This window comes from Microcoleus sp. N9_A1 (assembly GCF_036701795.1).
GTDB lineage: Bacteria > Cyanobacteriota > Cyanobacteriia > Cyanobacteriales > Microcoleaceae > Microcoleus.
In genome coordinates this window covers 108,659-122,099 of the sequence record NZ_JAUBRI010000001.1, presented here as the reverse complement: position 1 = coordinate 122,099, position 13,441 = coordinate 108,659, and the positions used below count along the sequence as shown (strand labels likewise).

Below are 13,441 nucleotides of genomic sequence, written 5' to 3'. Positions count from 1 at the left end.
TCGGCGATTGGTGCAATACTATTTTCCGGGATAACTTCTTCATCTTCTAAGTTGCTGACATCTACAGAATCATCGGCGATTGGTGTAATGCTATTTTCCGGGATAACTTCTTCGAGGTTGTTGTCGGAATCTTGTTCGGATGTCTCCAAGTCTGAGGGCACAGTCATAGGTATTTTGGATTTTATTTAAGTTTTACGTTTATTGGTCTGGGATGCAGGTAGAATCAAAAACCTGTTTCCGGGTTAAGGTCGATCGCCCTTTTTACTGTAACTCCAACCGCGCAATTTTGGGCTAACCCTTGCCACGTAAGATATATAATGTCTGAGTCGTGTTGGTCAAACATAGTTTTTTTAACTGTCAATGACGATCGCAATTTTGCCAACAGCGCGGCCAGTTTCGCTGTAAGTGTGGGCTGCGGCTACTTCTTGCAAGCTGTAAGTGCGATCGACAATCGGCTCAACTTTATCGGATTCTATTAACTCCCGCAAAGCCTCTAAATCGCTCGTGTTGGCATTGGCTAGAATAAATTTAGCTTTTTTACCCGAGATAAACCAGCTCGTTAACATCGGTGCGAGGTTCTCGAAACTCGGCAAAGTCGAGATATAAACTCCCTCTGGTTGCAGCACTTTTTCGCATTCAGCAAATGTTCTTGTCCCGACAGCATCTAAAATTATATCATATTTATCGGTTTGTTGAGTAAAGTCAATTTCTGCGTAATCCAGGACACAATCGGCTCCCAAACTCTTGATAAATTCTATGTTTTTAGCGCTGCAAACTCCCGTTACTTCCGCATTCATTGCTTTCGCAACTTGCACGGCAAAAGTGCCAACTCCGCCGGAAGCACCGTTAATCAATACTTTATTTCCGGCTTGAATTTCACCCAAATCTCTCAGCGCTTGCAAAGCAGTTAAACCTGCGATCGGTACTGCTGCTGCTTCTGCATGAGTGATGTTTTTCGGTTTAATTGCTGCATCCGATTCTGCCACGGCTGCGTATTCGGCGCAAGCACCCCCACTGATGGGATTTAAGAAAGTATAAACTTCATCTCCGGGTTGAAATTTGGTGACTTCCCGGCCGACTTCCACGACTACTCCCGATATGTCAGAACCGACAATTCGAGGAAAGTTAAATCCTGTCAATAGTTGCAGGTGTCCTTGCCGGATTTTCCAGTCTACGGGATTGACGCTGCTAGCGCGAACTTTGATTAACAATTCGTTCGATTTGGCGATCGGCTTTTCTAATTCTCGGTACTGCAATTCCTCGGCGGAACCGTAGCGATCGAACGCAACTGCTTTCATGGCAAATTTTCCGGTCTATTTTTAATAAAAGACTCAATCCTTTACAATTACAGCACATTCCATCTAAATGTGACATAGTAAATTGAGGAAGCCTTGTAGCAGCGGGCGATCGACTCTTGCAGGCCTCCAGACAATGGGCAGGCGTGAGGCAATGGGTTCGCTGGCGAGCGTGCGATCGGCTAGCGATTAAAATTAATAGGGACGGGGCGGGCGATCCCATAACCCTGAGCATAATCTACTCCAATCTCCCGCAATTTTTCTAAGATAGTCTCGTCTTCGACAAACTCAGCTATAGTTTCAAGATTCATCGCATGGGCAATACCATTAAAGCCTTCAACGATCGCTTGAGAAATCAAATTATGACTAATATTCTTGACAAAAGCACCATCAATTTTTAGATAATCAACTGGTAAATTAATCAGATATGCAAAGGAACTCAACCCACTGCCAAAATCATCTAAAGCAAAGCAACACCCAATCTTTTTGAGTTCGCTCATGAAATATCTGGCTTGCTCAAAGTTTGCGATCGCTGCGGTTTCCGTGATTTCAAAACCAATGGTTTGTGGGGGGACTTTGTAGCGAGAAAATTGTTCGATCAAAAACCTCAGAAACTGATTGTTACTAATGCTAGCCCCAGAAAGATTGATCGTATACAAGCCTTGACTAAGAACATCTTTCTCCGGCAATTTGTGATAATTGGAGAAAAAATTTTCGATTACCCAACAATCGATCTCAGTTATCAAGCCGTAACGCTCGGCGGCGGGAATAAACTCATTTGGAGATACTATTTTTCCATTTTCGTCCAGCATTCTGATCAAAATCTCATAATGCTCTACTAATGGTTTAGAGGTAATAGAGACAATCTTTTGGTAGTAGAGACAAAAACGATTGGTTTCCAGCGCTCGACTGATTTTGGAAACCAACTGCCTCTCACCACGTTGTTTAATTAGTTCGCTATCATCTAGACTATAAATATGAACACAGTTGCGGCCTCTGGCTTTGGCCGCATAACAAGCTGCATCAGCCGCTCCCAGAAGATCCCTCAAATCTTGGCTGTTTTGGTCAATAGCAACAACTCCAATGCTGACTCCGATGATAAAGGTTTTGCCATTCCAAATAAACCGAAACTGATGCACTAGGTCTTTGAGATTTTCCGCAATCTGAGCTGCTTGAGATAGTGGACATTGAGTGAGCAAAATACCAAATTCATCACCTCCCAAGCGAGCCAGTGTGTCACTAGCACGGACTCCCTGTTGAATAAGTGCGGTGATTTGGCGCAGTAGCTCATCGCCAGCAATATGACCTACGGTATCGTTAACGACTTTGAACTGATCTAAATCTAAATAACAAAGAGCGTGCTGGTGATTGCTATCTTGAACAGAGGCGATCGCCTCAACTAGCTGCTGCTCAAATCTTCGACGGTTGATTAACCCTGTCAGGGCATCGTGATTCGCTTCCCAAGAGAGTTGACGGGTGAGATAGCGCGATTCAGTAACATCATGAAAGACGATTACTGCCCCGATAATTTGACCTTGACGGTCTCGAATCGGTGCTGCCGAGTCAGCAATCGGATACTCGGCTCCATCATGGCAAATCAGAATAGTATTGTTAGCTAAACCCACAATTTGCTCCTCTAATAGAGCCTTCTTTATGGGATCCTCTACTGGCTCTCGCGTTACTTGATCGACAATTAGGAAGACTGTAGAAAAAGGAACTCCTTGAACCTCATGACTCTTCCAGCCTGTCAGTCGCTCAGCTATAGGATTCAAATATCTTACATTACCTTGGGCATCTGTAGTAATAACTCCATCACCAATTGATTGCAGTGTCACTTGAGCCAATTCCTTTTCGGCAAAGAGAGACTCTTCGAGACGTTGCCGTTCTTCGATTTCTTTCAACAGACGTAAATTCTGCTTTTGGAGTCTTTGTTGCAGCCTTCCGATAGTTAGGTGGGTTTCGACACGAGCTAATACTTCTTCGACTTGAAATGGCTTAGCAATATAATCTACCCCACCAACAGCCAGCCCTTGCACCTTATTAAAAGTTTCATTGAGCGCACTCAAAAAAATTATCGGAATGCCTGCGGTTTTCTCGTCAGATTTTAATTGTTTACAAACTTCATAGCCATCCTGATCGGGCAACTTAATATCTAGTAAGATTAACTCCGTCGATGGCGATTGGGCGGCTCTGAGCGCCATTGCACCTGTCGTGGCACTGCGAACTTTATAACCCTCTGCCCTCAAAGTATCCCTGAGAAGACGCAGGTTATCAGGCAGATCGTCAACAATTAAAATATTGCCTCGGTAGTTTGTAGCTCGATCGCTAACCCGATCGCTAGTTCTATCGATAATCATACTGATTTCCATAGTTTCTTGCTAGACGACTATAAACATATGCACAAATAGTATAATTGAATTATTAGGTTATAAAGCTCCCTTTACGCAGAAAGAAGTCCTGCGATCCCCGAGATATTGGGGTGGCAAGCGGGCGCAGCCCTGCAAAATCTGAATAGTTCGGTTAGGGGCAGTCCCCCGTGGTTGCCCTTCTTCGCTTCGCCTAACATCAGAAGAAGAGTATTTCAACCCAAGCAGCCGATTTATGAACAAGCGCATTTCTGAAATGGCAAGCTTACTCGTGATTGCGATCGGGTGTCTCGTGCTGCTGGGTTGGCAATTTGACATCTCCCTACTCAAAAGTGGTTTTCCCGGTATGAGTTCGAGCATGAAAGCAAACACGGCACTTTGCTTTTTGCTGGCTGGAGTATCTTTGAGATTGTTGCAGTACCAAAGAACCAGACTCGACGATCGCATCGCTCAAGGCATGGCAGGATTCATAATCATCATCGGTATGCTGACGCTGAGCGAGTATATTTTTGGTTGGAAGCTGGGTATTGATGAGTGGCTTTTCCGAGATTTCGTATCTTCAGCGACTCCTGAACCGGGAAGAATGGGAGTCCATACCGCCCTAAATTTTGTGCTGATGGGAGTAGGGTTGTTACTGTTAGGACAAAATTCCCAACGAGATACTTGGTTGGCTCAGATTTTTAGTAGTGTTGCAGCTTTAATTTCTCTACTAGCTTTATTTACACACTTATTCAATGTCGATATTCTTGAACGGTTGGTCACAATTACGACGACTCAACCCCTAAATACGATCGCCACTTTTTTCATCCTCTATGGAGGAATTTTATTGCTTCGCCCCAAGGAAGGATTAATGCAAGTAGTAACCAGCCCCCTGGTCGGCGGAGTAATGGTTCGGTTGTTGCTGCCTTGGGCGATCACCTTTCCAGTCACACTGAACTGGTTGACTCTTCAGGGACAAAATTTAGGCTGGTATAACGCTAATTTTGGCCATACATTGCGTTCAACTGTTATGGTTTTCTCCTTCTCAACTCTCATCTTGGGGACGGCTCGCTTTTTAAACCAGATAGATTACAAGCGCCAACAAGCCGAAGCAGAAATTAAAAAACTTAACGAAACCTTAGAAATTCTTGTGGCTGAACGAACAGATGCTTTACAAAAATCGCAGGCTCGTTTTGCGGGAATTCTAGAAATCGCTAATGATGCAATCATTTCAGTCGATCGCACTCAACGCATTACCCTGTTTAATCAAGGGGCAGAAAAGATTTTCGGCTATAAAATGCAGGATATTTTAGGGGAGCCACTGAATTTACTGCTGCCAGAACAGTTTAGAGATGCACATCCGCAGCATATCAAACAATTTGCACACTCTTCTACCAGAGCGCGAAAGATGGGAGAACGAGGCGAGATTTTGGGTCGTCGTCGAGATGGAACGCAGTTTTCGGCTGAAGCCTCTATTTCTAGGCTGGAAATGGGAGACGAAACGGTGTTTACCGTTATTCTGCGCGATATTAGCGATCGCAAGCAAGTAGAAGCATCACTGGCTCACATGGCAGCGATTGTGGAATACTCTGGTGAGGCAGTTATTAGCAAGTCATTAGACGGCATCATTTTAAGCTGGAACAATGCAGCAGAAAAAATCTTTGGCTACAAGGCTGAAGAAATCATAGGACAATCGATTGTCATTCTAATTCCATCCAATCTTACCTACGAAGAACAAAAAATCCTAGAAACGATTCGACAAGGAAAAACGATTGAAAACTATGAAACCGTGCGTGTCCGCAAAGATGGACAGCTTATCCACATATCTTGTACCATATCACCTCTGAAGGACACAAGAGGCCAAATTATTGGGTGTTCTGTAATTAAACGCGACATCACAGAGCGCAAACGAGCTGAAATAAATCGCAAACAAATTGAGATGGCTTTACGAAACAGTGAAGAGCAGTTTCGCCATGCGTTTGAAGATGCCTCGATCGGGATGGCGATCGTTTCACTTGATGGGAACTGGATTAAAGTCAATCCTGCCTTATGTCAGATTCTTGGCTACTCCTCAGAAGAGTTGTTAGCGTTAACTTTCCAAGACATCACCCATCCTGACGATTTAGACCTGGATCTTAGTTATGCACATCAACTATTATCAGGAACAATTTCAACTTACCAACTAGAAAAACGGTATTTCCATAAACAAGGACATATTATTTGGATTATCCTTAATGGATCGCTAGTACAAGATGAACAGGGAAATCCACTGCATTTTATTTCTCAAATTCAAGAAATTACCGCTCGAAAAGAAGCTCAAGAAACGCTAGAACTTCAAAGTATTATCATGAATAACATGGCAGGAGGAGTGTGTTTGGTCAAAGCCTCAGACCTCACGATCGTCTACACCAATCCTACCTTTGACGCTATGTTTGGCTACGCAGAGGGCGAACTTGCAGGTCAATCCGTTAGTGTCTTGAATTATGTCGATACAAAGCTTACACCAGATGTAACCGTTCTAGATATTGTCACTCAAATTGAACAGACCGGGGAAGCGAAATATGAAGTCCACAATAGAAAGAAAGATGGAACTCTCTTTTGGTGCAGAGTTCATACATCCATGTTTGAACATCCTGAATACGGAACTGTATATGTTGCCGTTCAGGAGGACGCAACAGAGCTAAAACTGGCTGAGCAAGCCTTGCACGCTACCACAAATCGCCTCAACTTTCTTCTAAACTACAGCCCCGTTGTCATTTTTAGCAGTAAACCTGCCGGCGATTATGGAGCAACGTTCATCAGCGAAAATATCAAAGATGTATTGGGCTACGAAAGCAGGGAGTTTTTAGAAGATTCTAAATTTTGGGTGAATCACTTACACCCAGATGATGTAGAACCAGTGGTTAATGGGTTAGCAAATCTATTCGTTAATGATTTTTACTTCCACGAATACCGTTTGAGTCGCTCCGATGGGGTTTATCGCTGGATGCTCGCTCAGCTTAGGCTAATTCGAGATGCTTCAGGTACACCAGTAGAAATCTTGGGATATTTAATTGACATTAGCGATCGCAAACAAGCTGAGTTGGAATTTCAGCAGGCAAATGAAGCAAACCAAGCCAAGACTATCTTCCTAGCCAATATGAGCCACGAACTCCGCACCCCCCTCAACTCTATTTTGGGATTCACGCAATTGATGAGCTATGAGAGCAATCTGACTCCTTCTGTTCAAGAACGTTTACAGATTGTGAATCGTAGCGGTAAACATTTATTGGACTTGATTAACGATATTTTAGATTTATCCAAAATAGAGAGCGGACGGATGACACTCAATCCTTCTGACTTTGATTTGACAAATTTGCTGACATCTATTGAAGAAATGCTGCAATTTAGAGTTCAATCTAAAGAATTACAGCTAGTTGTCGAGCAATATCCCGATCTACCCAGATTTGTGAATAATGATGAGAAAAAACTATATCAAGTCTTAACAAATTTACTCGGTAATGCGATTAAGTTTACCAAGCAAGGAAGCGTCACCCTACGAGTAAGAGCAACCCAAAGAGACGAAACATCCTGTCACCTATGTTTTGAAGTTGAGGATACAGGCGTGGGAATTGCGCCCGCAGAAATCGATAAATTATTTAAGGTATTCGTGCAAGCCCAAGCTGGAAATAATTTGAGTCAAGGCAGCGGGCTTGGTTTAGCGATCAGTCAAAAACTCGTCAAACTCATGGGCGGTCAAATTTGCGTTAAAAGCACTTTGAACCGAGGTAGCACTTTTTCATTTGAGATTGGTGTACAGTTACCTCAAGCAGCATCCTTACCCCCAGAATCAATTAATCAAAGAGTAATTGGTTTAGCTCCCGGACAACAAAGTTACCGCATTCTTGTTGTTGAAGATTTAGAAGAAAATCGCCGCTTGTTAGTTGAGAGCCTTACCTTGGTGGGTTTTGAGGTAAGAGAGGCAAAACAGGGAATGGAGGCACTCTCGCTGTGGGAGAGTTGGCTGCCGCACCTGATTATGATGGATTTACGAATGCCGATCGTGGATGGCTACACTGCTATTAAATATATTAGACAATGCCCTAAGAGCCAAAAAACTGTCATTATTGCTTTAACTGCCAGTGTTTTTGAAGAAGAGCGAGAGAAAGTTCTGATGGCTGGCTTTAACGACTTTATAAGCAAGCCATTTCAGCAGAGAGACATCTTTGACAAAATTGCTAAATATTTGGGAGTGCAATATATCTACGCAGTCGTAGAACAAACTCCACAAAAACAATTAGTTGAAACGGTGTCTGTAGAATATCTATCCATGATGCCCCCTCAGTGGTTAGAACAAATGTATCAAGCCGCTTACTATCTCGATACCGAAGTTATGAATGAATTAATTGTACAAATTCCAGAATCCAAAGCAAGTTTGTCCAAGGCACTAACCGATTATATCAATAATTTTAATTCTGATCGAATTATGGAGCTGATTCGACCTTTGCTGCCGAATCCACTGTAGTTATCGAGTTTAAGGACAAAGAAGCTATAGTGCTGTAACCAGTGGCTATATTTCCAATAGAAACCACCAACATGGGAAAGGATTTGGAAGTTTTTGGAGAGGTATATTGCAGATATCCATCAGCATGAGGAAATGGCATACACATTAGATGGAATGTGCTGTATCATATAGCAATCCTATTTTTGGCGTGAAGGGGATTTATTTTTTTTATTAACCGCAGAGGGCGCAGAGGCCACAGAGAAAGAGAAAAGAGAGACAGAAATGATTGATTTAACCGGAAAGGTAATTTTAGTAACTGGTGGCTCGAAAGGGATTGGTGCAGTGACGGTGCGGACTCTGGTTAATGCTGGGGCTGAGGTGATTTTGCATTACTGTCGCAGTCACAAAGAAGCTGAAGCGGTAGCAGCAAGTGTGGCGCGCGATCGCTGTTATTTATTACCTGCAGATTTGATGCTAGAAAATGCGGCTGCGAGTTTGTGGCGAGATGCGGTAAAATGGCGCGGTCATATTGATATTATAGTTAACAATGCTGGGATTATGCAGTCGGCGGGTATTGAGGACGAATTCGATATTTGGTCGTCGGCTTGGCAGCAAACTTTACAAGTTAATTTAGTTGCTGTTGCTGATTTGTGCCGGGAAGCAATTCTACATTTCAAAACTCGCAGTGGCGGTACAATTATTAATATAGCAAGTCGCGCTGCTTTTCGCGGAGATGACCCGAATTACCTCCACTATGCCGCCTCAAAAGGTGCGATTGTTGCTTTAACTCGCAGCATTGCTAGAGGATTTGCGGCTGAGAATATTTTGGCTTTTACTGTTGCACCGGGATTTGTCAGTACGGAAATGGCAGATAAGTTTATTCGGGAGTTTGGCGAAGCAGAGATTGTGCGCGATATCCCGATCGGCAAAATCGCTCCTCCTCAAGATGTCGCCAATACGATCGCCTTTTTAGCCTCTGGTTTAGCCCAGCACGCTACCGGGACAACGATCGATATTAACGGAGCCTCTTATGTGCATTGAGGCAATTACTGTAAAATACCTCTCAAGGCTCACGCTGACATCTTTTAAAACAAACTAATTTATCACTTTAGCAAGACGCTAAAAACATCATAAATCCTTTATGGTTAGATAAAAAGATAGTCTGAGGAAATTTGATTATGACAACCGATAATGGTAGCAACACAAAACGAGTTGCCATACTCATCGAAAATGGAGTTGAAGATTCCGAATTTTTAGTTCCTTACAACGCCTTAAAACAAGCAGGGTTTGAAGTAGTTGTCCTTGGTTCGCGGACAAACGAAAAGTATGCAGGGAAACAAGGAAAAGTTGCCCAGCAGGCTGACGGAACTACCACAGAAGCAGTACCCGCAGAATTCGATGCAGTGATAATTCCCGGCGGCATGGCTCCTGATACAATGCGGACTAATCCCAATACAGTACGCTTTGTGAAAGAAGCATTTGAACAAGGAAAAATCGTCGCTGCTGTTTGCCACGGCCCGCAAGTTTTGATTGAAGCCGATTTGTTAAAAGACAAAAAAGCCACAGGTTTCTTGGCAATTAAAACAGACATGATTAATGCCGGAGCTAACTACATCAACGAAGCTTTAGTAGTTGACGGCAACTTGATTACTTCCCGCCAACCGGGAGACTTAGCAATATTTACCACCGCAATTCTGGCTCGACTCGGTTACGGCGGCAAAGAAGTCGGCTTGCCAGAAGAAAGTGACACAAATGCAGAATGGTGGAAGTTAGCTAATGCTTGGGGTGGCTCGACACAGGGCGATATTGTGAAAGGTTTGAATACTGCCCTCGCAGGGGAACGCTATGCTTGCGAAGCCTTTCAGCATTATGCGGAAAAAACGCAAGATGGTGATTTGCGATCGCTCCTGACAGAAATGATTCAAAATAAACAGCACCACATCATCGCTCTCGAAAGTCGCCTCAACGATTTTGGTGAAAAACCCTCAATTCCTGCCCAAATTGCTGACAAATATGCTAAGCTCAAAGCCTCAATGCAAGGAACTGATGAAACGTTCTTACTGCGGAGCACTCTCGGTGATTTGCAAACCGGTGTTGTCGATATCAACAACCTGCGGGCGAAGTTCACAGATCCGGTATCAACTGCCATTTTTACAGAGATAGAAGCGGATTTGTCCAAGTGCGAGCAAGCCGTTGCTAAACTCTTCCGTGCCCGTGCAGTTTCCCAGGACATTAAGTCGCCTAAACCTTCGACTAGCCCTGCTGTAAAAATGTAATCAGCAAGGGGATAAATAAGTTTGTAGTTTTGTTGAGAGGTGAAAACCCGCACCCATATCGCAACTACAAACTTGATCTGCAATCCTACAATATATGCCTTTGCGGTAAAATAAAACCCAACACTAAAAAGCAGATATTCAACTAACTGCAAGGTGGAGGGTTTTATTAAATGGGTTTTATTTTTGTTTCAGCGGGAAACGGCGGGTTTGAAGGAAGCTTGCGGCAACCGGGGGCGGTACAAGTCCCCGGGTTCATCCGTGCAGAAATAAAAAATATAGTATCCGATAACCAGCCCCCGGATACATCCGTAAAGTCTCTTTCTTCAATTCTTCACTTCTTCAATTCTTCACTTCTTCAATTCTTTAATTCTTTAATTCTTTAATTCTTTAATCTAAAATCGATAATTATTCAATTATTCAATTCTTTAATCTAAAATCTAAAATCTAAAATCGATTGACTTGTTCCCTCTTCCTTTAGATAGGAGACACCTGGGCTATAAATGCGCTACTGTGTTGCCAATATTTTGATGAGGAAAAAAAGGCTGTGGTTCCCTTACGCGATGAAAATCCCATTACTATCACTCCCTACGTCACCTACGGGCTGATTGCGGCAAACATATTAGTATTTTTGTACGAACTCAGTTTGGGCGATCGACAATTAACGGATTTTTTCTACTCTTGGGCAGTAGTTCCTTGCCAGTTAAGCAATATGTGTCGGGTGGCTCTGCCAGTTTCGCCATTTCCCGAATGGACGACGCTAATTAGCTCCCAATTCCTGCACGCAGGCTTTCTCCACATTGCCGGCAATATGTTATTTTTGTGGATTTTTGGCAACAACGTAGAAGATCGTTTAGGACACGTCAAATTTATAATATTTTACCTTACTTGTGGCGTTTTAGCATCACTAACTCAGTGGTTTTTTTCCTCAGCATCTGCCATTCCGTCCCTAGGTGCTAGCGGCGCGATCGCAGGCGTCATGGGAGCTTACATTCTCAGATATCCCCAAGCCAAAGTTTTAACATTGCTGCCCTTGGGAATCTTCATTACCACCGTCAGAGTCCCCGCTTTCTTCTTTCTAGGATTTTGGTTTGCACAGCAAGCATTGAGCGGCCTGGCTTCCTTGAATGCCCCGGCAAGTGTCGGCATGGAATCCGGGGGAGTTGCCTACTGGGCCCACGCCGGCGGCTTTGTTTTCGGCGCTATTCTCGGCCCTTTGTTGGGACTTTTTTCTGAGGAAAATCAGATTTAGTCAGTTGACAGTTGACAGTTGACAGTTGACAGTTGACAGTTGACTGACAACAGACAACCATCTATTGACAACGGTCAACTATCCACTGATACCAAATCCGACTTACATATCCCCTTCATCTCTTAGTCTGCGGAGGCAGACTTCGTTTGACAAGAAGAGGTTTCAACCGCCGAATCACAAAGGGTTCAAATAACCCGGATTTCGTATAAACAGTGAACTGTCAACTATCAACTATCAACTGTCAACTGTCAACTCTAGATAAACGTCAAGTCAAATTCCGAAAGAGCAGTAACGCCAGTTACACCATTTAACTTCGCCAAAATGCGAGAATCGCTGCCGGTGACGTTATTGCCATTGCCGTCATAAATGATGTAAGTATTGCCGCCGGAATCGTAGGCAAACAAGAAAGCACTTCCTCCCAGAATATTTGCAGAAACAGTTGTCTGCACATTTAGTAGAACTTGGGTGTTACCGCCCAGATTCGCAAATCCGGGGGCAAAATTAAACTGATCGGCGATCGGCACACCGAGACCGTTAAAATCAGTAATCACATCGTATCCGCCCGCTGCGATCGCAGCATCGATCGCCGCCGAAGAAGCCGCATCAAAAGCCGGCCCACCTTGTGCAGGGCTGGTATAGCGGAATTGATTGCTGCCGCCGCCTCCCGTCATGGTATCTGCACCGAGGCCACCTACGAGCACGTCGTTATCCAAACCGCCGTTAATCGTATCGTTGCCGCCTTGACCATCAATAGTATCGCTGCCCGCCAAACCGTTCAAATTGTCCGGCAAAGAACCCCCAACCAAATTGTTAGGCCCGCTATCAGCCGGCAAGATTTGAACGGTGACAGCACCTACGCCCGGAACTGTCCCGAATCCGTCGCTGACGCTGTAGGTGAAAGCAGTTGTACCCGCTACGTTGCCGGGGATGAATTGCACTTGAGAGACAAGATTTACAGCTATTCCGAGTTGCGGTGTGCTGACATTGATAATGTTGAGCGTCCCTTTTTGCAGGCTGAAATCGTTCGCCAGCACGTCGATGAAAGTCGGCAGCAAATTATTCGTACTCGTAAATACGATGCCGTCACCGACAGCAATCGGCGGCAGGAGAGTTGGAACAGTTACGGAGGTATCAAAAGAATTGATGTTAATTGCCACTGACGCTGCTGCCGTGCCGCCTTGGTCGTCAGCTACGCTGTAGCTGAAAGAACCGGCTTGCCCGATCACGTTTGTTCCAGGTTGAAATGTCAGCCCAAGTAAATCCTGAACGGTTAACTTTTGGTTGACGGTGAGGGGGCTCGTACCGGTAATTACCTGACCAAAAGTAGGATTGGGAAGTCCGACTACCGCGATCGCCAGCGCTTGGCCCTCCGGGTCGCTGGGCGCCGAAATGCTCAGAGACAAAGGCAAATTCTGCAAACCAGTCACCGTCTTGCCAGCTTCCACGATCGGCGGCTGGTTAGGAGTCGGAGATGTAAAACTCGGCGGAGTCGGCCCGCCGCCTAAAGGCGGAGGAGTTGGGGGCGCAGCAGTTGGAGTGGGGACGATCGAAGGACTCGGACTCGGGGTTGTCCCGCCGGCAGTCGGAGTCGGACTCGGACTCGGAACCTGTGTCGGCAATGTCCCCGGTGATGGAGTTGGACTCGCAGTTGTCCCCGGTGATGGAGTTGGACTCGCAGTTGTCCCCGGTGATGGTGATGGAGTTGGAGTCGTTGCCGGAGTTGGAGTCGTTGCCGGAGTTGGAGTCGTTGCCGGAGTTGGAGTCGTTGCCGGAGTTGGAGTCGTTGCCGGAGT

The 13,441-nt window shown here is 44.7% G+C and carries 7 protein-coding genes; 4 read left to right on the top strand and 3 right to left on the bottom strand.

Translation table 11 applies throughout. The features are described 5' to 3' along the window. Positions 1-350: 350 nt before the first annotated feature. Together QUA58_RS00430 and QUA58_RS00425 are read right to left on the bottom strand one after the other, a co-directional pair. A complete protein-coding gene (locus QUA58_RS00430; RefSeq protein ID WP_333392618.1) occupies positions 351-1,298 on the bottom strand; it encodes an NAD(P)-dependent alcohol dehydrogenase in 948 nt (315 codons plus the stop codon). Positions 1,299-1,477: 179 nt separating this feature from the next. Beyond that, on the bottom strand, positions 1,478-3,652 hold the full coding sequence (locus QUA58_RS00425; RefSeq protein ID WP_333392617.1) for an EAL domain-containing protein: 2,175 nt from the start codon (positions 3,650-3,652) through the stop codon (positions 1,478-1,480). Between the two features lie 244 nt (positions 3,653-3,896). Here QUA58_RS00425 and QUA58_RS00420 point away from each other — a divergent pair, with 244 nt between their 5' ends. The 4 genes from QUA58_RS00420 to QUA58_RS00405 all read left to right on the top strand — a co-directional run bounded on the left by QUA58_RS00420 (position 3,897) and on the right by QUA58_RS00405 (position 11,648). Continuing rightward, a complete protein-coding gene (locus tag QUA58_RS00420; RefSeq protein ID WP_333392616.1) occupies positions 3,897-8,144 on the top strand; it encodes a PAS domain S-box protein in 4,248 nt (1,415 codons plus the stop codon). Between the two features lie 261 nt (positions 8,145-8,405). Then, entirely contained in the window at positions 8,406-9,164 is a 759-nt protein-coding gene (locus QUA58_RS00415) for an SDR family oxidoreductase (RefSeq protein WP_333392615.1), read from the top strand. Between the two features lie 137 nt (positions 9,165-9,301). Continuing rightward, complete coding sequence (locus QUA58_RS00410; protein ID WP_333252180.1) at positions 9,302-10,399, top strand: DJ-1/PfpI/YhbO family deglycase/protease; 1,098 nt, start codon at positions 9,302-9,304, stop codon at positions 10,397-10,399. Positions 10,400-10,943: 544 nt separating this feature from the next. Next, on the top strand, positions 10,944-11,648 hold the full coding sequence (locus QUA58_RS00405) for a rhomboid family intramembrane serine protease (protein ID WP_333252181.1): 705 nt from the start codon (positions 10,944-10,946) through the stop codon (positions 11,646-11,648). Between the two features lie 254 nt (positions 11,649-11,902). On the opposite strand, the gene QUA58_RS00400 is transcribed toward QUA58_RS00405, so the two are convergent. Next, positions 11,903-13,441: Ig-like domain-containing protein (locus QUA58_RS00400; protein WP_445301856.1), on the bottom strand; the 1,539-nt coding region annotated here is incomplete at its 5' end.

Bases quoted from the DNA above. Each gene is read 5' to 3' on its own strand.
- QUA58_RS00430 (WP_333392618.1), bottom strand. From the start codon at position 1,298: ATGAAAGCAGTTGCGTTCGATCGCTACGGTTCCGCCGAGGAATTGCAG.
- QUA58_RS00425 (WP_333392617.1), bottom strand. From the start codon at position 3,652: ATGATTATCGATAGAACTAGCGATCGGGTTAGCGATCGAGCTACAAAC.
- QUA58_RS00420 (WP_333392616.1), top strand. From the start codon at position 3,897: ATGAACAAGCGCATTTCTGAAATGGCAAGCTTACTCGTGATTGCGATC.
- QUA58_RS00415 (WP_333392615.1), top strand. From the start codon at position 8,406: ATGATTGATTTAACCGGAAAGGTAATTTTAGTAACTGGTGGCTCGAAA.
- QUA58_RS00410 (WP_333252180.1), top strand. From the start codon at position 9,302: ATGACAACCGATAATGGTAGCAACACAAAACGAGTTGCCATACTCATC.